Origin of the sequence: Paramaledivibacter caminithermalis DSM 15212, from assembly GCF_900142245.1 — a bacterium.
GTDB classification, from domain to species: domain Bacteria; phylum Bacillota; class Clostridia; order Peptostreptococcales; family Caminicellaceae; genus Paramaledivibacter; species Paramaledivibacter caminithermalis.
This window is the reverse complement of sequence record NZ_FRAG01000022.1, coordinates 1-22,928: the sequence shown is the minus strand read 5'-3', so window position 1 is coordinate 22,928 and position 22,928 is coordinate 1. Positions and strand designations below refer to the sequence as shown.

Genomic DNA, 22,928 nt, shown 5'->3' with positions numbered 1-22,928 from the left:
CCCCTTATCATATTATTTTAAATCTGCTAAACTTCCTTAACATAATACACTAACTGCTGTATCTGTTCAATGCTACTCAGGTTAAAATAATCATAATTTAATGAAAATCCTATATTTATATAATGATAAACAACTTTAATTTTTAATAAATTTCAATGTTGTTTATTTATATTAACCAATTAAAATACGAGGGAAGTGTTTAATATGTGGATAATCGTTACTAGAAAAAGATTATTTAGTCTTATATTAATAATATTGTCCATCTCTATATTATTAGTCACGCTTCAAGTTCTTTTCAAGCATAGCACAATTGTTAGTACTGATTCTAATTCCAATGGATATGTTATATTAATAATTGATGATTTCGGTAATCATGGAGATGGAACAGACGAGATGATAGACCTAAACATTCCAATTACAACAGCTATAATGCCTTTTATGCCCCATAGCTTATCCGATGCCAAAGCTGCCCATAATGCTAATTTAGAAGTCATTCTGCATCTGCCAATGGAACCCAATGTTGGAAAAAAAGAATGGCTTGGTCCAAGAGGTATTACTTGCAATCTAAGTGATGAGGATATTAAAAAAATTGTATATGATGGTTTAAATGAAGTTAAATATGCAGTAGGTATAAACAATCATATGGGTTCTAAGGCTACACAAGATAAAAGAGTTATGAAGGCCATATTGGAAGTTGCAAAGGAAAATAATCTTTTTTTTGTAGATAGTAAAACCTCGCCTGCTTCAGTGGTTTTAGAGATGGCCAACAATCTAAATGTTCCATGCTTTACTAGGGATGTTTTCTTGGACGGAACAAAGGACATAAACCATATAAGTAAGCAAATATTAAGATTAGGTGATATAGCTTTAAAAAAAGGGTATGCAATAGGGATCGGTCATGTAGGAGTTGAGGGTGGAAAACCAACTGCTAAGGCTATAAAATCAGTTTATCCATCATTAGTAGAAAAAGGAGTACGTTTCATTACAATTACACAGTTAATGGAGATTTTGCAGGATTAAGGAAATATATTGTGTATGTATTGAAGATTATTAACTTAGCCAAATCATAATTATGCAATTTTCTCATCTAATTATCTTGACAAGCTTTATTTTGATTATTAATATAATACTGGACTATATATAGAGTTCCAAGCAAATCTTAATTTATATATTTCAAAACATCCAGAGCTTTAGGGAAGTTTTGATGGGTATAAATTAAAGTTTTGACTGGAATCTCTATACGAGAAAAGGTGGTTAATATGAATTCATACATTACACAGGGAGTCTGTTCACAAAAAATTACTTTCGATGTAGAAAATGAAATAGTAAAAAATGTAACATTCTATTCTGGATGTCCAGGAAACCTTCAAGGAATAAGCAGCTTGATTGAAGGAATGAATATTCATGAAGTAATTAAAAGGCTTAAAGGCATAAAATGTGGATTTAAATCTACCTCTTGCCCTGATCAATTGTCTAAGGCTTTAGAGGAATATTTGAGTAAATAAATAGTGAAAGAGGAAGGTAAACCCAACCCTTCCTCTTTTATTATTTGTTGTTGATTTTTTTCTAATCTATTTTTAATCTTTCACTAAGCTTTATCTAATTTAAGAATCATACAATATTTATATGAGGAAATTGCATAATTCTAACTTGGCAAAATTGCATAATATATATGGTATAACTTTAGGGAATTTAAAACTATATGTAGTAGATAGTTTTTACAGAAAGTAATTATGCAAATCCTCGTTCCAAAAACTATGATAATAATATGGAGGTGCCAGTTATGAAGGTTACATTAGAACAAATCGATTTATTGAGAAAAAGGGCAAATGTCAGTTATGAGGATGCTAAAGAAGCCTTAGAAAAATTTGAAGGTGATATAGTTGAAGCTTTAGTATATCTCGAAAAAGAAAATAAGATCAAATCTAAGGATAAAAGAGATTGCAGGTCAGATTTTTGGGAAAGGCTTAAAAGCATCATAAAAAAAGGAAATAAAACAAAATTCGTAATCAAAAACAATAAAAATACCGTTATAAACATTCCACTTACGTTAGCTATAATAGTAACTGTTTTTGCTACACCCTTTGTTATAATTGGTTTAATAGCTGCTTTGCTAACAAAGCATAGAATAAGCATCATTAGGGTGGATGGGGAAAATTTAGAAGTTAATAAGGTAATAGATAAAATGACTTCAGCAGTAAATGATATGGCATCCCAGTCTCAATCCGATAAAAACGAAAACAAAAAAGATACAGAACAGTAGAGTAGTTAGCAGCCTATGAAGAAGTAGGTTGCTTTTATCTTTATTAGATAAATACCTCTAAGCTTTATATATAGATTTCCAATAGTAAAACTTAATTTATACATATCAAAATATCCAGAGCTTTTAAGGATTTTTGATGTATATAAATTAACTGTTTTACTGGAACATCTATAGATTTCCAATAGTAAAACTTAATTTATACATATCAAAATATCCGATGCTTCTGTGGTATAATTTTAGAAAGAATTAATTGTTATAGGGGAGGCGAACTTTAATGCCACACAAAATTCTCATAATCGAAGATGAACAAAAAATTGCTCGTTTTTTGGAGCTAGAGCTTAAATACGAAGGCTATATAGTTGATAAGGTCTATGATGGCAGAACTGGTCTGGAAAAAGCCCTTGAAGATGATTTTTCACTAATCATATTAGACATTATGCTTCCTGGTTTAAACGGTATAGAGGTATGTAGACGGATACGTCAATCGTCTGAGGTTCCTATTATCATGCTTACTGCAAAGGATTCTACCATGGATAAGGTAATGGGACTAGATATAGGGGCAGATGATTATGTAACAAAGCCCTTTGCAATAGAGGAGTTATTGGCACGTATCCGTGTTGCCTTAAAGCGTAAAGTTCCAGTAGAAAAAAAATCTTCAAATATACTTTCAGTTAATGGGCTAAAACTGGATTTGGATAAACATTTTGTAACATTTCAAAATGAGACTATAGAATTAACAAAAAAAGAATTTAATTTCTTAAAATATCTAATGGAAAATAAAAATATGGTCCTTACAAGGTATCAGATTCTAGAAAAAGTCTGGGGATATAGTTACTTTGGAGATACCAATGTTGTAGATGTATATATACGTTATCTTAGAAGTAAAATAGACGATAGGTTTAATAAAAAATTCATTCATACTATACGAGGGGTGGGATATCTTTTAAAAGATGAATAGAACAAAATCCTTCTTTAGAGCAATATATAAGATTATTTTATATTTTTTTACTACCCTTAAAATAACAATCAATATTATACCAATCCTTTTCAAGCTTCTAGGTTTTATTTTAGAACTCATGAAAAGAATGTTTTATAGCCTTTGGGGTCAATTTAAAAAGCTTTTTAGATTTTCCTTGACCTTTAAAATAACCTTTGTTTATGGAATCATTATATCTCTTATACTCTTTTTATCAAGTACAATCATATTTTTAGGCTTTCGCTTTTTCTTAATTTATGAAGCAAAGGAAGAGCTTAAAAAGAATAGTAGTATCATTATGGAGTATTTGCTAGAAAACGTAGAAATCCCAACTACTAAGATAATGAAAATATCTAAATATGCAAACTTCGTCACCACTCTATTTGATGAAGACAATAAACTTATATATTCATCAGATGATAATAATAAAAACCTATCTTTATATGAGAATTCTAATACCCCATCAATTATTAAAAATGCTAACGGTGATATTCTTGTTCTAAGTAAAGAAGTATATTTAAATACTAATAAATTATATCTCCAACTTTCAAAGAGTTTGGTCCATGAAAATACCTTTATAAATATATTATTTACTGCTTTATTGGCAGTAAACATCATAAGTATCATTATAATCATAATAGTAGGCTTTAAGCTAAGTAAAAAGATGCTTAGCCCCATCAAGGATATGACTGAAACTGCAAAGGCAATCAACGTTAACAGGCTTGATACTCGCCTTGATGTAAGTGGAGCCTATGATGAGCTTAGAGATCTTGCTGTAACCTTCAATGAAATGTTTGATAGGATTCAGCAATCCTATGAAAAACAAAATCAATTTGTTTCTGATGCCTCCCACGAGCTTAGAACTCCTATTTCTGTAATTCAGGGATATATAAATCTTTTAGATCGTTGGGGGAAGGGAGATGAAGAGGTTCTTGATGAATCTATCGATGCCATTAAAGGTGAGTCTCAAGCTATGAAGGACTTAATAGAAAAGCTCCTGTTTCTAGCGAGAAGTGACAAAAACCTCCTACAATTACAAATAGAATATTTCCATATAAATGCTTTAATTGAGGAAATCACCTATGAAACCAACCTAATTGATACAAAGCATGAAATAGTTAGTGAAGTCAATGAAGATGTTTTGATTTCTGCAGATAGAAAGCTTTTAAAACAAGCAATGAGAATATTTATTGATAATAGTGTTAAATTTACCCCTATCGGTGGAATGATAAAAATTGGAGCTTATCCCCAAAAAAGAAGGCTAATGATTATTGTAGAAGATACTGGAGCAGGCATTCCAAAGGAAGATATTCCATTAATCTTTAACCGCTTTTATCGTTCTGATAAGTCTAGAACAAAAGAAACTGGTGGTCACGGACTTGGGCTATCAATAGCAAGATGGATTATTGATAAGCATAATGGTAATATTAAAGTTGAGAGTCAAGTCGATGTTGGAACTAAAATCAAAGTCTTTTTGCCATATAAACAAAACAATTCATCAGTCACTTCATAGAGAAATTTCAACCTGTTGATGACATGGGTATAATGAATGGTCACTACCAAAGGGGTAGAGAATAAGTCTCTACCCTCTAAGCTTTTGACGTTGAAATTTAGTTAAATAAGCAAGCATAATAGTTATAGCAGGAGAAACATAACAAAGGACTGCGTATGGAGCATAATCTAAAGCTGTAACTCCCGAAATAATAAGTATAATCAATGCATTAACATTCCACGGCATAAGTGGTGCTATAATAGTACCTGTATCTGATATAGTTCGTGCTAAAACCGTATTATCAACATCCAGCTCCCGATACTTCTCTTTGAGTAATCTTCCAGGCAATATTATTCCTACAGTTTGATCACAGGTTATAATAGTTAGTATACTGCTAATAAGTCCCGTCTTTAAAATGAGTTCTTTTTTTGATCTCACCTTAGATATTATGTTATTAATTATAGGTTGAATTATTCCTGCTCCTTCAAATAAACTGCTTAATGCTATAGCTCCCATAACAATAAGAATTACCTCTATCATCGAAATAATACCGCCGCTTATCAATATTTCATTTAACTCTGCTGTAGCAGTAGTCCCTTTGTAGCCCCATAATATAGCCCTAATAATATTAATAAAATCTATATTTTGTAAGCTAAAGCTAACAACTATCCCTCCAGATAGCCCTATTAAAATGGCTTTAGTTGTTTCTACTCCTAAAAAAGCCATAATTACAATCATAATTGGTAAAATTAATAGAAATGGTGATATATAAAAGGCTTCTTTGATTGACACCTGTAAATTATATAAATCAGAACCTTCCAAGGCCCCATTATATCCTTTTCCAATAAACATATAAATTACTGACGTGATTAAATATATAGGAATAAGTGTAGTAAACATACTCTTTATGGTTTGTCTATATGTGGTTTTTGTAGTTGTTAAAGTAAGATTAAATAATCCAGAAATAGGTGATACTTTATCAGCAATAAAGGCTCCTGAAATAATTGCTCCAAGTAGGATATGCTGAGGTATTCCAAATCCCTTTCCGATCCCCAAAAGGGCTAGTCCTATGGTGCTTATCGTTCCTACGGCGGTTCCCATAAAAACTGAAATAATAGATGTTATAATAAAAGCAGCAAATAGAAAATTAATTCCCTTCATATATTCAAGTCCATAATATATCATAGTAGGAACTATACCAGAACATAGCCATATGGATATAGTAGCTCCTATTAATATGATAAGCCCATAAAGAATCTTACACTCAATTAACCCCTGCTTTATCATAGATAATAATTCTTTAGATGAAAAACCATTTTTTAAAAATATAACAAACGATAAAGCTATACTTCCTAAAAATCCATAGAATAGAGATAGTTTAAGGATTATACAGCTCACTATTAATAATAACGAAGCAATAAGTACCATATATCTATCCTTTTTAGATATTTTATTTTGATTCATGACCCACCTCTATTATTGTGTTTGTTTTGTCATAGAATATTATAAATCTATATATAAATCGCAAAAATGATTTTACATGAAACGAATTAAATTTTCGCGATAAACATTAATGTAACAGAATCGCACAAAATTTAAACTGAAAAATCTTTTGTGCGTTTTATATAGCAAAATATCATCAGTCACTAAACTACAAATGATATCATTCGTAGCACTTCAAAATAGTCCTTAGTCTTAAATAACACATTTGTAGGCGATATTTGTTTCATTCCTGGATAAAAGGAAGCTTTATATGCCTTAGTATGCTTTGCATATGAAATCTCTACCTCGAAGCTATCTGGTAATTTTATCTCACATAATTTAAAATTGCTACTCAATGTCTGTTCTACCTTTTTCTGTGTAAGCTCAACTGCCAAGTCATTATGTATACTCAAAGTAGAATTTCCAATACCTTCTTTTACCGCAAGAGTGCTAATATTCTCATTAACTTCCTTAATCTCATCACAAAGCCCTTTATCTCCACTAACAAATACTACAGGAACATTGACTGTTGCAGCTGCATAGGCATGAATTAAAAATTCACTTGCATATCTACCGTTTATCTTAATATAATTAACATCTGATGAATTCATTGTATGGGACAGTGGATTATGCTTGGACCCTCCACATGAATGATATCCTATAAACATAAGGGCATCAAAGGATTCATCAAGCTCCTGAACCATTGAAAAAGGATGACCGCTCCACCCTCTTATCAATTTGACATCCCTTGGAAGAACAGCTGGGTTAATATTCCTTCCACTATCATGGGCATCCTTAATTAGAATTTCCTTTGCACCTGCTTTAATTGCCCCTTTGCATGCAGCACAAACCTCTTTTTCCATTTGCTTAACAAAATCAGAATAATCGGCATGTCCTTTATCCGTCTCGCTCCAACTGGTAACACCTGTTATTCCCTCTATATCTGCACTAATATATATCTTCATATCTATCCCCCTACAACATAATTTTTCGTTCACTAACATTTTACACCTTTTTTTGAAATTTATAAATAGAAATAAAATGCCTTGATACCTAATAAATTTTATTTTATAGCTTTACTCTTATAAAATCTATCTAATTAATCTAAAAAAATAACATAATGATTTTTACTCTTATTCTTCTTCATATAGTCTATATCCAAACTCAAATGGAATTGGTTCTTCCCCCTGTGGACCCTTTAGAATAATTGTATTGCTAAACTCTACAAGCCCTTTACCTTCTTTATAAGCTCTTATTTCTTTATAAGTGTTTTCTGGATAGGATTCTATATCCTTTACATTGGTTTCTGTTTTTACTAAATTTCTGTCCTTTTCATCTTTAGAAACTTCAATTATTTTCGTCTCTGCTTCATATTCCTTGCCATCTATACTAACTGTTTGCTTCCAGGATGTCCCTTCTTCAATTGGAGCCTTTAGTATTATTTGCTCACGAATAATAGATTGAGAAAATCTTATTTCTTCATTTTTTATGGTTTCCTTTACAGAATCCTTATTAATTAAATACTCACTCTCAAGCATTAATTCATCCTTTGAAGCTCCTTCACCTTCACTTAAGTCTTGGATTTCTCCTTTGAAGATTAACTTTAGACTATCTTCATCTTCTAAAGCCTTATTCAGTGTTAAAGTTTGTCCATATTCAGCAGTACCATAATATTTTAATACAGTCCCTTCAACTGTGGTAAAATAGCTGGCTAATTCCTGATTATAGCCTACTTCATCTTTTATATTTCCATTTCCTGCTTTTGATTCTTCATTATCGACTGCCTTACAGCCTACTGATGAGATAACTAATGCTAAAATACATACAATGCAAAAAATTCTTTTAGTTAACGACTTCATGTTTTTTCTTCCTTTCTCAGTTTAATAGGTATTTAAATAATGTTTCACCTAACAATATTTTTTAGGTCTTTCATCTATTATTTATATTATATATATAAGATTTACATAGTAAAACTTAATTTATACATGTACAAATACGCAACGTTTCTGGGCGTTTTGGATATGTATAAATTAAAGTCTTTACTTAAATTCCTATAGTTCCTTTTATTAAATCTTTACAAATTGGTTAAAGTTTTCGCCAAACTACAATAAGAGCTTCAATAATAACAAATTTCTCTTTTAAAAAAGTTCTTATTGTAATTCCCTTTTCCCCTTACATTGTCTATAATATTTATTATTTAACTATTGATTTGTCTGTTGACTAATAGATAGACTAATTAAGTTTTTTTTATCAATATGAAAATTATATAGCATACCTGCCAGTATCAGTAACCCTCCGACAATCTTTCCCGTTGAAATAGAATTTCCTATAAGAAAATCAATAGCTACTCCCATGGAAAGCTGTCCCATGAAAATAAGCAGGGTTGAATATACTGCCCCAACTTTAGGTATTGCATTATTATTAATTAATATAACCATAACGCCAATAAATCCTCCTAAATAAATCCATAGAGGTATATCAGAAAAAGCTTTAATAGTTGTATCAATATGTTTATAATTAAATAATAAAACTAAAATACTGAATAATAATCCAACTACATAATTTATTAAAGCTCCCTGCAATGTTCCTATTTCTATGGCTAGCTTTGAATTTATTACTAAAGATAAAATTACTATACAGCCAGTTAAAAATGCCATTATTATATATACCAAAGCTCTTCACCCCCTAATATATTACCATACAAGCTATACCAGCAAATATTAATATAAACCCGATTATTTTTTCTTTCTGAAACTTACTGATTTCCATTCCAAATAAACCAAAATGATCTATAATACAGGATGCTATGGCTTGCCCTAATAGTCCTAGTGCTACGGTGAGGGATATTCCCAGATAAGTAAAACAGATATTGTTTGAAAATATCATAAAAACTCCTAGTGCACCTGCACTTAATAAGTAAATAGGAACACCCTTTAATTTTGGAAGCCTTTGTTTTTTTAAAATTAAAACAGCAATTATTGTAATTAATCCTACTCCATGGATAAGAATTAATGCTGGATAATCTCCTATATAATTTGATAAAATTCCATTACAGGTTACCATTAAAGCTACTAATATTCCTGATAAGACTACAAATAATTTATACATAAATATATTTCCTCCATTATTAGATTTCTATGATATATATTTATAGGCTATCATTACGATTAAATGCTTTAAAGGACAAATGTCCTATGTTAATATAAAAATATCTATAGAGATAGAGAGTTCTAATTAAAGTTTTGACTAGAATCTCTATATAAATTAAAAAACCCAATTGTGCTTTCTATAGCAAGAGCTTTATTTGATAGCACAATGGGTTAAAAAAGGATAGATATATATGAAACGTTTTAAAAATCACAACAATCTACACTCATATATTAAAAAATATAATATTGATGATATCTTTCAGAAAAACATATTTAGCAGTATGGAATTACATACCTTTAATAGAGGAGAGCATATCTGCAGGTCACATGAAAAGATTAATTACTTCTATTTTCTAGTTGAAGGTAAAATGAAGGTATATACACTTTTGAAAAATGGCAGGTCTCTATTATTAAGATTTTATACACCCTTACAGGTAATAGGTGATGTCGAGCTTTTAAGCTGTAATTTCACCACTTGTAATGTAGAAGCTATAACCGATGTTGAGTGTATCGGTATTCCCATAAAGCTCTTAAGACAAGAAGCTCAAGAGGATATAATCTTTTTACAGTTTATCTGTAAGAGTCTAAGTGACAAACTATCTAATTCTTCCTATTGGAATGCCGTTAATCTTCTTTATCCTTTAGAAAATAGGTTAGCCAGTTATATTTTAGCTATTGCAAATAGTGATGAAGACTATGCCGTTCCCTTTAATGAAATCAAAACTAATAATTTGACTGATATGGCAGAGCTTCTCGGAACCAGCTATCGTCATTTAAATAGGACATTAAATAATTTATGCAAAAAAAATATTATTAAAAAAGAAAAAAACTCCCTTATCATCTTAAATAGAGAAGGTCTTGAAAAATTAGCAGGTGATTTGTATAAATAAAACAATGTATTTTATCAAGCTAATTTATTATTATATTCTGCATTTTCATTTGCTTTATATCTATTTTCCTCTTCTCTTATTTTTTTATTTAATTTTAAAGCAAGTATTCCAGTCACAATTATTGTAAAGAAATCTGCAACAGTCTGACTAAAAATTACTCCATTTAATTCAAATAGCTTAGGCAGTACTATAACAGATGGTATAAGAAATATTCCTTGCCTTGAAAGTGATAAAACAAGGGCTTCCCTACCCTTACCAAGAGCTTGAAATAATGCGGCGTACACCTGTTGAAAGCCAAATAAAGGAAATAATAGGCTTACAGCTCGTATGGTTCTTGCTCCAATAATAACTACCTCAAGGTCCTTACTAAATATAGCAAGGATTCCTTCTGCAAAAAACATAAAAATCACCGTAATAATTGTTGCAAAGGCTGTCGTCCATTTAAGAGAAACCTTTATAGCCTGTCTTAGACGATTGTATTTCTTAGCTCCATAATTATACCCTGCTACTGGCTGAAAGCCTTGATTATATCCCAATACTACAAAAACTCCTATTGAAATCACTCTCAGAGTAACTCCCATAGCTGCGACTGCTGCATCACCATAGGGTTTAGCAGCCACATTTATTAATGCTAAGGACAGGCTTGAAAGCCCCTGTCTTGTAAAGGTAGCAATACCTATTTTCATTACTTCAGTATATATTTTCTGTGAGAAAGTAAAATTTTTAATGCTAATCTTTATATAGCTCTTTCCACTAATATAATATCTAATAAGAAATATGAAGGATATCATCTGAGCCAATACTGTTGCAAAGGCTGCACCCTTTACTCCCATATCTAAAACAAACATGAAAACAGGATCTAAAATAATATTTAATCCAGCTCCTAGACTTATTGCAAACATACTATACTTTGCATTGCCCTCTGCTCTGATCATATTATTTAAAGTCATATTAGTTACAGTAAAAACTGCTCCTATAACCAATATTCTTGAGTAATCCTTTGCGAATGGCATTATTGTCTCTGTTGCTCCAAACATTTTAAGTAAAGGTACTAAAAAAATCGTTCCAAAAGCTACAAAAACCATACCACAAACTAAGCTGGTAAAAAATGTTGTTGATGCAGCTCTATCAGCTAATTCTTTATTTTTTTCTCCTAAAAGCCTTGATATATATGAGCCTACACCAACTCCAAACATCTGCCCAAGTGCAGCTATTATCATAAATAATGGAAATGCTACAGCTACAGCTCCAATGGCACTTGTATTGCCTAGCATACCAACAAACATCGTGTCCACAACATTATATACAGCATTAACAAGCATAGCTATAATGCCAGGTATGGCAAGCTTTATTAAGATTTTAGATATCTTTTCCTCCCCCATCATCTTGGCTCTCTGTTTTATTTCTGCCATTGTCATCCTCCTTATAATTAGAAAATCCTTATTTATATTTAATAACTTTTATGAATCCAAATTCATTATATTTTAAAAAAATATATGCTTTTAATAAATATTTTGGAAAAGCTGACTAATAAATTCTAGATTTTTTTCCTTTTCATTTGGATATTTTTTTACTAATTCAACTATAATCATAAATATTGACAAAGCTAATCTATCCTCCATATCTTCTTTAATCCTAATATCTTCATAACATCTAATTTCTTTTAGCAGCCCTAATATTCTTTGTAAAAGTCCTTCCATAACAAACACAAGCTCTTTACTGTTCTTCTCTGTAAGAATATTTTCTTTAATCAATTCTCCTCCTAGCCCTTTTCTTTTGGATATCTCATCATATAATATTTCTATAAGTATTTTAATTTTGTCTCTAGAATCAATCTCCTCTTTTAGCATATTATCTATTCTTAAAAAAGTATTCTCCCAGCTTTTTTTAAAAACACTTACAAAAAGCTCCTTCTTATTTGAATAATAATTATACAAAGTGCCTACAGCAATACCTACATTTTTAGCAATCTTCTTCATGTCAGTTTCTTTATATCCATATTGCCCAAATAATTCAAAGGCAGCTTTAAATATATTTTCCTCTATATCCTTAATAATCTTTGGCATGCTATCACCCTTTATCAGTTTAAATTCAGATTATATGAATCTTAATTCATTATATATTATATTGTTTCTATAGTCAATATACTATTAGATAAGCTTTGGGCTATCTGAGCAAATTGCATAATTACTATCCGTAAAGCTAGGATATCTTATTCAGTATTCATCTTTAATTAAATATTAATTTAACTTATCATGCTAATCTCTATTGCGAAGGTTTTCGGAAACAAAAAAATTTATTTACTAGCTTGTTCCGTTGATTTATATTATCATAAAAGAATATAGTTAGAAATAAACAATTCTAAGGAGGAGATATATATGCTAGGTACTATAGTAAACGCCTTAGCAATAATAGCTGGAAGTATGTTAGGACTTATTTTTAGAGGTGGTATTCCTGAGAAATATAATAAAACTGTATTGCAATCAATAAGTCTTGCTGTGATTTTAATAGGAATAATAAACGCTTTAAAAACTGAAGATATGCTTCTTTTAATCTTTAGTCTTGTTATAGGAAGTATACTAGGAGAGCTTTTAAGAATAGAAAATCGCCTAGAAAAGTTAGGAAATGCTATTGAAAATAACATGAAAAAACTTGAAGACTTTGCTAAAACAAATTTGAAATTTTTACAAAAATTATCTAAAAGATCACTTTCTAGTACCAGCAGTAATATATCTAAAGGCTTTGTCAATGCTAGTCTAATCTATTGTATTGGCTCTATGGCTATAATAGGAGCTTTAGAAAGCGGACTTACCAATAACCATCAGACTCTTTTTGCAAAGTCAATACTAGATGGTATTTCATCCATAGCATTTACATCATCGCTTGGAATAGGTGTATTGTTTTCTGCAATACCAGTATTTCTATATCAAGGCTTTATAACCATTACAGCCTCATTTATGAAATCCTTCCTAGTTGATTCAGTAATAACAGAAATGTCTGCTGTTGGAGGTTTATTAATCCTAGCACTTGGTCTTACTATGCTGGAAATTAAAAAGATACGTGTTGGAAATATGCTGCCAGCAATCTTTATTCCGCTATTATACTACATGCTCAGATCAATTTTTTAGAAAAAAGTAAACGGACTATTTAGTCCGTTTTAGATTGTTGATAAAGTCAACAATCTAAGCACCTTTTATAAGAGGTGCTTACAAAAAATAATAGTATTTATTTCCTTTCGCCATGAACCTTGGATAATAATCTGGACATGATTATATCTGGTACTAGAGGTAATGCCCATGATATTTGTTTTAACAAGAAGATTAATTGAGTATCTTGAGCTGCCTTCCATATATCTACATTAGAATCACTTGATAATCTCATAAAGTCTTTTCTGTTCATAATTTCCTTACTCAATGATTCGATAATCTCTTTACCTTTTTTGTCCTCAAGCCACTCCCTTACAGTACTATTATAATCTAGAGTACAAGGAAGCTGAGTTGTAGATATGAGCCTAACCTTTTTTATTAAAGAAATATCTCTTGAAGATTTGCCTATCATAATCTCAAATTCTCCATCCTCAGTTATCCATCTCTTATATTTAGGATGATAATAAGCAAAATCCCTCTCCTCAAGCTTAAATGAAATTGTTTTAGTTTCACCAGGCTTTAAATCTACCTTCTTAAATCCCTTTAATTCTTTAATAGGTCTGGCTAGTCTAGCTTCTTTATCACTTATATATAGTTGAATGATATCTTTTCCAGCCATTTTTCCAGTATTTTTCACATCTAAAGTTATTGTTAATCCATCTACATCCTTGAATTCATCCGATGAAACCTTAAGATTTGAATATTTAAAGGTTGTATAAGAGAGTCCATATCCAAAGGGAAATTGAACTTCCATTTCTTTCTTATCGTAGTACCGATAACCCATAAATATCCCCTCACCATATATTACCTTATTGTTTTCCCCTGGATAATTAATATAAGCAGGACTGTCACTTAATTTTATAGGAAATGTCTCTGCCAACCTTCCCGAGGGATTTATCTTCCCAAAAAGAATATCCGCTACCGCTTTGCCTCCTCCCTGTCCCATAAGCCATGAATATAGTACACCTTGCACATCATCAATCCATTCTTTCATTGAAACTGGAGAACCAGTATTTAATATTACTACAGTTTTAGGCTGAGCTAACGCTACGGATTTAATTAATTGTATTTGATGCTTTGTCAGTTTAATATCTTCCCTATCATAGCTTTCAAATTCTTTATGGGATGGCAGAGCTAAAAATACTAATGCTATTTCAGCATCTTTAGCTATACTCACCGCCTTGTCTATCATTACAGGATTTATTTCTTCCTTCATGGTATAACCTTCTTCATAAAAAATCTTAGCACCTTCAGCCAGCTTAACTATTTCTTCATAGGGAATATCTAAATTTGATGGATTAACTTCAGAACTTCCGCCACCTTGAATATGTGGGGTTTTGGCGGCTTTCCCTATAATGGCAATAGATTTGGGTTTAGTCATGGGAAGGATATTTTCATTATTCTTTAATAAAACCATACTTTCACTTGCAATTTTTCTTGCTAATTCATGATGAGAATTTATATCAATATCTTCAACACTCTTTTTTTCTTCCTTAGACTTAAATACTGCCTTTAATATACATTTAACTGCATCATTCAATGCTTTCTCTGTAAGCTCCCCGTTATTAATGGCTTTAATGAGATTTTTAAAAGATTTTTTCTGCGGTCCTGGCATTTCAAGATCTACTCCGGCTTTTAGTGATTCTGTTCTATCATGAACTGCGCCCCAATCGGATATGATAAAACCATCAAAGCCCCATTCTTCTCTTAATATTTCAGTCAAAAGCTCATGATTTTCAGAACAATATATTCCATTTAGTTTGTTATAAGAACACATTATAGCCCATGGTTTTGATTTTTTTATGGCCCTTTCAAATGCTGTGAGATAGATTTCTCTTAAAGTTCTTTCATCTATTTCTGCACTGGTTGTGTATCTTTTGTATTCTTGATTATTAGCTATAAAATGCTTTAGTGCCGCTCCAACACCCTTGCTTTGTACTCCATTAATGAATGCTGCCGCTAAATCTCCGCTTAAATATGGATCTTCAGAAAAATACTCAAAATTTCTACCGCATAATGGTGTTCGTTTCATATTGTTGCCTGGTCCTAAAAGTATGTCTACTCCTTGAACAATACATTCCTTTCCAATAGCTTCTCCCATTTCTGTAAGGAGCTGAATATCCCAAGTACATGCCACTGCTGAAGCAGTAGGAAAGCATGTTGAAGGTAAGCTTTTCCTTAATGAATAAATATTATGGACTTCATCGATATTTTCTGCACGTCTTACTCCATGGGGACCATCAGCCATAACCATTTGAGGAATACCTAATCTTCTGACTGAAGCAGTACACCAAGCGCTGGCACCTATACAAAGTGCTGCCTTTTCCTTAATTGTCATTTGATTAATTATTTCATTTATATCCATATCATCAACCTCCAGAAACCATAGATTTCTTAGTTTCTTAGCATATATCTGTAATCTTTAATTAGTAACAAGGCTATTTTTTTGTATATAGAATATTTTATGCCCTTAAAGTTAATATAGTGTCTTTTGTGAAGATTTTCTTAAAATTTGTTTAGTATAGAAAATCTTAATTCATACATATCAACATATCCAAAATTTTTGTAAATTTTGATGTATGTAAATTGAAATTTTGGCTGGAATTTTTATATTAAATAAATAGAAAAAGGAACCCCTCTTTATAGCAGGCTTCCTCTTTTGATCCTTTTCTTTATACTATTTTTATTATAATAGTTTCTTAAATATTCTTTAAAAGTAAGAAACATAGAATATCAATATTTAAATTTCTTTAAAATTAAATAAATCTACTGCTCTAAAAAGAGCCAAGAAATTTTTATTCCTTGACTCCATATATTAATATCTATATTTATTTTCCCCTTAAGTTTAATTTAAAACAATATCTCCTTCAATTAAGTCCACCTTTATATTAGCTCCTTCTTTAAACTTCTTCTGAAGATATTTTTCTGCAATTTCATCTTCAATATATTTTTGAATTGTCCTTCTTAAAGGTCTGGCACCATATTTTTCATCATATCCTTCTTTCAATATAAAATCTTTTACCTCATCTGATACTTCTATAATCATACCTTTTTCTTTCACCTCATCAACTACTTCCTTAAGCATAAGGTCAATAATTTGACGCAGTTCTTCCTTTGTAAGCTTTGTAAATACTATAGTTTCATCTACTCTATTTAAAAATTCTGGTCTAAAAATTTCCTTTAATGCATCCTTTACTTGAGCTTCTAAAGCTATATATCCATCTTTAGCAAAACCAATTCCAGCTGATTTTAAATTGGTACCAGCATTGGATGTCATAACAATTACAGTATTTTCAAAAAATACTGTTCTACCTTGGCTGTCAGTAAGCCTTCCATCCTCAAGGATTTGAAGAAGCATATTAAATACATCTGGATGGGCTTTTTCAATCTCATCTAAAAGAATCACCGAATATGGTTTTCTTCTTACTTTCTCAGTTAGCTGACCTCCTTGATCAAATCCTACATATCCTGGAGGTGCTCCAATTAACTTCGAAACAGTATGTTTTTCCATATATTCAGACATATCTATGCGAATCATGGCTTCTTCACTGCCAAAAAGCTCCTCTGCCAAGGCTTTAACCACTTCAGTCTTTCCTACGCCAGTAGGACCTACAAAAATAAATGATGAAGGTTTTTTCTTCTTTCTGAACCCTGAACGATTACGTCTAATTGTTCTAGCCAAGCTCTCAATAGCTTTATGCTGTCCAACAATACGTCTATGGAGTCTTTTTTCCAGATTTAACAGCTTTTCAGCTTCTTCTTCAGTAATCTTTTGCACAGGAATCTTAGTCCACGATTCAATGACGAATGCAATGTCCTCAACAGTTATTTGTACCTCACTACATTTTTTCTCTATGTCATTTATCTTTCCTTGTAGTTTACATTCCTTCATTTTATATTCTGCAGCTTTTTCATAATCATTACTAATAGCTGCTTCTTCTTTATCCTTTTGTATCTTTTTTAGTTCTTCCTTTAGAGCTTCTAATTCAACAAGCCCTTGATTTTTCAAGTTAGCTCTAGAACCTGCTTCATCAATTACATCTATTGCCTTATCAGGCAAATATCTATCGGTAATATACCTTTCTGATAGCTTTACAGCCGCCTCAATTACCTCATCGGATATCCTTACTTTATGGTATTCCTCATAATAATTCCTTATACCCTTCAAAATCTCTATGGCTTCTTCAATGTTAGGTTCTTCCACAAGTACTGGTTGGAATCTTCTTTCTAGTGCCGAATCCTTTTCAATATGCTTTCTATATTCTTCAAGGGTTGTAGCACCAATTATTTGTACTTCTCCCCTAGCAAGTGCAGGTTTTAAAATATTGGCTGCATTCATTACTCCTCCATGCACTTCACCTGCCCCCATGATATTATGGACTTCATCAATAACCAGAATGATATTTCCACAATCACTGGCTTCCTTTAAAATAGATTTCATACGTCCTTCAAATTGACCTCTAAATTGGGTTCCTGCTACTATAGCAGTCATATCAAGAAGATATATCTCGGCATTAAATAATTTTGCTGGAACCGATCTCTCTACTACCCTAACGGCTAAACCTTCTGCAATAGCTGTTTTGCCTACCCCAGGCTCACCTATCAATATTGGATTGTTCTTACTTCGTCTATTTAAAATTTGTACTATTCTATCTATCTCCCTATGTCTACCAATAATCTTATCTACTTCATTATTTCTTGCTTTTTCCGTGAGATTTGTTCCATACATTTCTAAATATTTTCGTTTCTTTTTAGCTTTTTTATTTTTTTTCTTCTCATATATCTCATCTTCTATACTTGAGGCATCTTTTTTATTTTTAGATTGACTATCTTTATTTTCTATATCCTCTGGAAATGAGAAAGAACCATTTAGAAAATTCATAAACATATTGTCTTCATCTATATCATCTATATCCATATCTTCAAACATACTGTTCATCTGATCCGTTAGATTATTAACGTCTTCTTTACTCATGCCAGTTTGCTGCATCAATTGGTCTATAATAGGAATACCCATTTTTTTTGCACACTCTATACATAACCCATTAACCTGTGTTTTTCCATTTTCAATTTTAGTTGTAAAAATTATTGCCACATTTTTTTTACAAACAGAACAAAGCTTCATATAAATCATCTCCATATTTTTTCTAAAGATAAATAATTGTATAAAAAATGTTCACATACATAGTATTTATTACAGTATAGCATATTTTTAGTAAATATTAATTACATAAATTTGCATAATACATATATCGTCCACTTCTACTTACTATTTCATAATATTAGTTTTTACACACACTTTAAATAAAAATAAAACCTAAAAAGGCAACTTACTTTAATCACTATAATAGGCTCTATCTATTAAAATATATTTTAAATATTAAATAATGTGAAAGGAAATTCTTCATTTGGTCTAGATTCGAAGTAGCAGTCCTCTTTATTCTTTGGGTGTTTAAAGGATATTGAATAAGCCCATAATGCAATCTGAGTCCATTTCTTCATCTTAACAAAGGTTTTATTATATTTATTATCTCCCCATAGTGGCAGATTTGCATTTGCCAATTGAACACGTATTTGATGATGTCTTCCAGTTTTTAATCTTATTTTCAGAAGACTGAGAATACCATATTCATCAGTATGGACACTATCTATTACTTCATATTCCAATAAAGCTTCTTTAGCATTTTTTGTTTCCTCTTTGACTACTTTAGACATATTAATTTTTCCAAGCTTTAGTAGATAATCTTTTAATTCCTCCCTATCTCTTTCAGGCTTTCCACATACTACTGCATAGTATTCCTTCTTAAATCTCCTATTTCTTACTTCTTCTGACAACTTTATATTGGCTTCTTTAGTCTTTGCAAATATCATTATGCCACCTACTGGCCTATCTAACCTATGAACAAGTCCTACATAAGGATTCCTCGCAGCAGGATAAAGGTTCTTTAAGTGTGTTTTCACCATACTGAACATATCAATATCTTTAGTTTTATCACTCTGGGAAGGTACCTTAGGTGGTTTTTCAACTACTAAAATATGTTTATCCTCAAATATTATCTTTATGTCCATTTAAATCACCTTATTTGACTTATATTATTATTTTATTATATCTTATAATTTAACTCGCTAGACTAATTAATTAAATTTTTCTTAAAAAAAATCCCCCTTTAAAGCAGAGTACTTTCTTCTCTACATCATAAGGAGAAATTATTATAAAATATATTGACTACTTTTTAAATATTCCAAAGGGCTTTCCGACAGGTAAAAACTCCCTCCCAAAATGTGTATTCAATACAGCTGCAGCAGAACCATAAAATGAAACTAAAGATATAAGAAACTCTGAATATGCTGCAAGTGTATGTGCTGCCTCATGGATTATACCAAATGTACTAAGGGATAGTCCTAAAAATAATAAGTCTATTAAAACAAAAATAGTAAATAGAACCTTGTGAGTTTCCATGGCCCCAATTGTCATATAAATAGAAAAAATTAAATATCCAATGAAAGCAAATCCAAGTTGTCTAGCATCTATAGTTGCAGCCATTTTCTCCCCAAATAAACCTAATTGAATAAGCCAAGAAGTTGCAACACTAAACCAGAAAAATGCATATCCACCAAAGGCTGTAGTTCCAAAGGTGTTACCTTTTTTTGAATCATTAATACATGCGAATAATTGAGCAAAGGCTCCTAAGAATATGGCCCAAGGAATCACAAATGATACACCCTCAGTCAATCCAAGCTTTTGAGATGATGCTACAAGTGTTACTATAGCAAGTCCTAATAATCCTAATGCCGATGGATCTGCATTAGTAATTCTTACATTTTGAGTTTGATTATTACTCATAATATCCTCCTTATTAAAAATAATAATATTATAAATATTAACACTACGACATAATATCACATTTTTCGACATTTTAAAAGATTTTTTATATGCTTTTTTGCATTAGGTTTAAATTGGCATTTCTTATATTTGTTTTTATAAGCTTTTTTATCATTATTAGTAGTATCCATGTTTTCCCTTAAAATAAAACTTTACATGTTAATACCTGAGAAACTTGCATAATTAACACTAATAACTTTAAAGTACAATATGTAGATAGCTTTCTTGACTCTCTCTACTACCTTTTGCGCCCCAAAATTCTTTAAATGTATTATGCAATTTCCTTACCTATATGAATAACATTATTTAATAAATTTCTACTTAATAACATAGATAAACAACTTCAAGGTTTAATAAATTTCAAAGAAAAAATGTAGAAGCACTCATTATTTTCTTTGAAATTTATTTTACATGTTAATGTTGTTTATCTATAATTGACATATAACAAATAAAAGTATAACATCAAAAAGGTTATATCTTTTTAAGTATTGATTATTATTTGAGCAAATTGCATGATTATCCTTGGTAAAAACTATTTATTATTATATATATAGTTTTTAAAACTACTAAAACATACCACATGTATTATGAAATTTCATCATTTGTAAAAATTTAATATTATAGATAGTTTTCATTTTAGTCAAATTTGACTTTAAAAATACTTTAAAATAATCTTAGATAAAGGAAGATAGATAATGTCAGAAAAAAATTTTAACTTTGTTGATGAGGTTCGCAGAAGAAGAACCTTTGCAATCATTTCTCATCCCGATGCTGGAAAAACTACACTAACAGAAAAATTATTATTATATGGAGGAGTTATTCGTTCAGCAGGCTCAGTTAAATCAAGAAGATCAAATAAGCATGCAGTATCTGACTGGATGGAAATTGAAAAGAAAAGAGGAATCTCTGTAACCTCAAGTGTACTTCAATTTGAATATGATGATTTTTGTATTAATATTCTCGATACCCCAGGCCACCAGGATTTTAGTGAGGATACCTATAGAACTCTAATGGCAGCAGATAATGCCGTTATGGTGATTGACTGTGCCAAGGGTGTGGAGGAGCAAACTAAAAAATTATTTCAGGTTTGTAAAATGAGAGGTATTCCTATCTTTACTTTTATTAACAAGATGGATCGTGCTGGAAAAGACCCCTTCGAGCTAATGGAAGATATCGAAAAAGTCTTGGGTATTCGATCTTATCCAATGAATTGGCCCATTGGTACTGATAATAATTTTAAAGGTGTTTACAATCGTCAAAAAAAACAGATTGAACTTTTTAATGGTGGAAATCATGGTCAATCTATTGCTGAAACAATAACAGGAGACATAGATGATGCAAAATTTAGCAGCCTATTAGGAGAAGAAATTCATGAAAAGCTTCAAAACGAAATTGAACTCTTAGATATTGCAGGTGATGAGTTTAATCTAGAGCAAATATTAAATGGTCAGCTGACACCAATGTTTTTTGGAAGTGCTCTTACTAACTTTGGAGTTGAACCCTTTTTACAATCTTTCTTAGATATAACTACACCTCCAAAGCCCCGTGCAAGTAATCTAGGGGATATTGATCCTCAATCAGATAATTTTTCTGGATTTATTTTTAAAATTCAAGCTAATATGGATCCTGCCCATAGAGACAGAATAGCCTTTTTAAGGATTTGCTCTGGTAAATTTGAAAAAGGTATGACTGTAAATCATGTGCAAAGAAACAAAAAGGTAAGATTAGCACAGCCACAACAATTTTTAGCTCAGGATCGTATTATAGTAGATACGGCTTATCCTGGTGATATCATAGGAATCCATGATCCAGGAATCTTTAAAATCGGTGATACATTATGTGAAGATCAATCAAAATTACAATACGAAGGTATACCAAAATTTGCACCTGAGCATTTTGCTAAAATATCTACAAAAAATTCTCTTAAGCGAAAACAATTTTTAAAAGGAATTACCCAATTATCAGAGGAAGGTACAATACAAGTATACAAACGTCCTAATATTGGAATGGAAGAATTAATTATTGGAGTAGTTGGTGTACTTCAATTTGAAGTATTGGAATATCGTCTTAAAAATGAATATGGTGTTGATGTCATCAGCGAAAGACTACCATTTCGTTATATTCGTTGGATTAAAATGGACAATTTTGATGCAAGCACCTTTTCTTTACCAATGGATACATTGCTAGTTGAAGACGAAGATAAAAAACCCGTATTATTATTCCAAAATGAATGGTCAATTAGACATGCAATAGAACGAAATAAAAATGTAGTATTAAAGGAAGTCTCTTTATAAAAAAATGACACTGATGATGGTTCTTTAACCTGAATTATTCATAGAAAACATCAAAAATGATTGAATCGTAGTATTAACAAGTAGTCCAACAAATTGGACTTTGCACCCATTGGGTGAAATAACAAAAAAATAAAGAAAAGAACCTAATTTTGTGTTAAAGTTAAAGCGTTAAAACAAAAACTATATCACGAAAAGAGGTTCTTTCTATGACAAGTTTACATCAAAATTCACTTAACTTCAACAAAAGTTTTTCATATGATTTCGGTGGAGGTAATCTTTCTTCAGATGCAGGGTTAATAATAGTTCGTTCTTTTCTTGAAAAAATTGGCTTAATACCGCTACTTAAAACCCTT

At 30.9% G+C, this 22,928-nt stretch carries 19 protein-coding genes; 8 read left to right on the top strand and 11 right to left on the bottom strand.

What is annotated here, in order from left to right; genetic code table 11:
* Positions 1-204: 204 nt before the first annotated feature.
* The 5 genes from BUB36_RS09965 (at position 205) to BUB36_RS09945 (ending at position 4,752) form a co-directional block, all read left to right on the top strand.
* Positions 205-1,020 carry a divergent polysaccharide deacetylase family protein gene (locus BUB36_RS09965; RefSeq protein ID WP_073149540.1) on the top strand — a complete coding sequence of 272 codons (816 nt, stop codon included), beginning with the start codon at positions 205-207 and terminating at the stop codon, positions 1,018-1,020.
* A gap of 239 nt (positions 1,021-1,259) precedes the next feature.
* Positions 1,260-1,505, top strand: coding sequence for a TIGR03905 family TSCPD domain-containing protein (locus tag BUB36_RS09960; protein WP_073149538.1), 246 nt, complete (start codon positions 1,260-1,262; stop codon positions 1,503-1,505).
* 278 nt (positions 1,506-1,783) lie between these two features.
* Positions 1,784-2,263: a DUF4342 domain-containing protein gene (locus BUB36_RS09955; protein WP_073149536.1), complete on the top strand. Its 480-nt coding sequence runs from the start codon at positions 1,784-1,786 to the stop codon at positions 2,261-2,263.
* Between the two features lie 274 nt (positions 2,264-2,537).
* The gene (locus tag BUB36_RS09950) at positions 2,538-3,221 is read left to right on the top strand and encodes a response regulator transcription factor (protein ID WP_073149534.1); all 684 of its coding nucleotides are present in this window, start codon (positions 2,538-2,540) and stop codon (positions 3,219-3,221) included.
* Positions 3,214-4,752: a sensor histidine kinase gene (locus tag BUB36_RS09945; protein WP_073149532.1), complete on the top strand. Its 1,539-nt coding sequence runs from the start codon at positions 3,214-3,216 to the stop codon at positions 4,750-4,752. The genes BUB36_RS09950 and BUB36_RS09945 overlap by 8 nt, the downstream gene beginning before the upstream one ends.
* A gap of 69 nt (positions 4,753-4,821) precedes the next feature.
* Here the strand turns inward: BUB36_RS09945 and BUB36_RS09940 are convergent, their stop codons facing one another.
* The 5 genes from BUB36_RS09940 to BUB36_RS09920 all read right to left on the bottom strand — a co-directional run bounded on the left by BUB36_RS09940 (position 4,822) and on the right by BUB36_RS09920 (position 9,321).
* Positions 4,822-6,195 carry a Na+/H+ antiporter NhaC family protein gene (locus BUB36_RS09940; protein ID WP_073149530.1) on the bottom strand — a complete coding sequence of 458 codons (1,374 nt, stop codon included), beginning with the start codon at positions 6,193-6,195 and terminating at the stop codon, positions 4,822-4,824.
* A 182-nt stretch (positions 6,196-6,377) separates the two neighbouring features.
* On the bottom strand, positions 6,378-7,178 hold the full coding sequence (locus BUB36_RS09935) for a M55 family metallopeptidase (protein ID WP_073149528.1): 801 nt from the start codon (positions 7,176-7,178) through the stop codon (positions 6,378-6,380).
* Positions 7,179-7,346: 168 nt separating this feature from the next.
* Positions 7,347-8,072, bottom strand: coding sequence for a hypothetical protein (locus BUB36_RS09930; RefSeq protein ID WP_073149526.1), 726 nt, complete (start codon positions 8,070-8,072; stop codon positions 7,347-7,349).
* Between the two features lie 342 nt (positions 8,073-8,414).
* Entirely contained in the window at positions 8,415-8,885 is a 471-nt protein-coding gene (locus BUB36_RS09925; protein WP_073149524.1) for a DMT family transporter, read from the bottom strand.
* Between the two features lie 13 nt (positions 8,886-8,898).
* Positions 8,899-9,321 (bottom strand): DMT family transporter, encoded by a 423-nt coding sequence (locus BUB36_RS09920; RefSeq protein WP_073149522.1) that lies wholly within the window; start codon positions 9,319-9,321, stop codon positions 8,899-8,901.
* 232 nt (positions 9,322-9,553) lie between these two features.
* On the opposite strand from BUB36_RS09920, the gene BUB36_RS09915 reads away from it, so the two are divergent.
* Positions 9,554-10,252, top strand: coding sequence for a cyclic nucleotide-binding domain-containing protein (locus BUB36_RS09915; protein WP_073149520.1), 699 nt, complete (start codon positions 9,554-9,556; stop codon positions 10,250-10,252).
* Positions 10,253-10,266: 14 nt separating this feature from the next.
* On the opposite strand, the gene BUB36_RS09910 is transcribed toward BUB36_RS09915, so the two are convergent.
* A complete protein-coding gene (locus BUB36_RS09910; protein ID WP_073149518.1) occupies positions 10,267-11,664 on the bottom strand; it encodes an MATE family efflux transporter in 1,398 nt (465 codons plus the stop codon).
* A gap of 90 nt (positions 11,665-11,754) precedes the next feature.
* Positions 11,755-12,318 carry a TetR/AcrR family transcriptional regulator gene (locus tag BUB36_RS09905; RefSeq protein WP_073149516.1) on the bottom strand — a complete coding sequence of 188 codons (564 nt, stop codon included), beginning with the start codon at positions 12,316-12,318 and terminating at the stop codon, positions 11,755-11,757.
* Positions 12,319-12,630: 312 nt separating this feature from the next.
* Here BUB36_RS09905 and BUB36_RS09900 point away from each other — a divergent pair, with 312 nt between their 5' ends.
* Positions 12,631-13,380, top strand: coding sequence for a DUF554 domain-containing protein (locus BUB36_RS09900; protein WP_073149514.1), 750 nt, complete (start codon positions 12,631-12,633; stop codon positions 13,378-13,380).
* A 97-nt stretch (positions 13,381-13,477) separates the two neighbouring features.
* On the opposite strand, the gene BUB36_RS09895 is transcribed toward BUB36_RS09900, so the two are convergent.
* The 4 genes from BUB36_RS09895 to BUB36_RS09880 all read right to left on the bottom strand — a co-directional run bounded on the left by BUB36_RS09895 (position 13,478) and on the right by BUB36_RS09880 (position 20,242).
* Entirely contained in the window at positions 13,478-15,763 is a 2,286-nt protein-coding gene (locus tag BUB36_RS09895; protein ID WP_106406499.1) for a glycoside hydrolase family 3 C-terminal domain-containing protein, read from the bottom strand.
* Between the two features lie 480 nt (positions 15,764-16,243).
* Positions 16,244-18,523 carry an ATP-dependent Clp protease ATP-binding subunit gene (locus BUB36_RS09890; protein WP_073149512.1) on the bottom strand — a complete coding sequence of 760 codons (2,280 nt, stop codon included), beginning with the start codon at positions 18,521-18,523 and terminating at the stop codon, positions 16,244-16,246.
* Positions 18,524-18,771: 248 nt separating this feature from the next.
* Positions 18,772-19,467 (bottom strand): RluA family pseudouridine synthase, encoded by a 696-nt coding sequence (locus BUB36_RS09885; protein ID WP_073149510.1) that lies wholly within the window; start codon positions 19,465-19,467, stop codon positions 18,772-18,774.
* Positions 19,468-19,624: 157 nt separating this feature from the next.
* Positions 19,625-20,242 (bottom strand): acetate uptake transporter, encoded by a 618-nt coding sequence (locus BUB36_RS09880; protein WP_073149508.1) that lies wholly within the window; start codon positions 20,240-20,242, stop codon positions 19,625-19,627.
* Positions 20,243-20,976: 734 nt separating this feature from the next.
* On the opposite strand from BUB36_RS09880, the gene BUB36_RS09875 reads away from it, so the two are divergent.
* On the top strand, positions 20,977-22,575 hold the full coding sequence (locus BUB36_RS09875; protein WP_073149506.1) for a peptide chain release factor 3: 1,599 nt from the start codon (positions 20,977-20,979) through the stop codon (positions 22,573-22,575).
* The last annotated feature ends 353 nt before the right edge of the window (positions 22,576-22,928 follow it).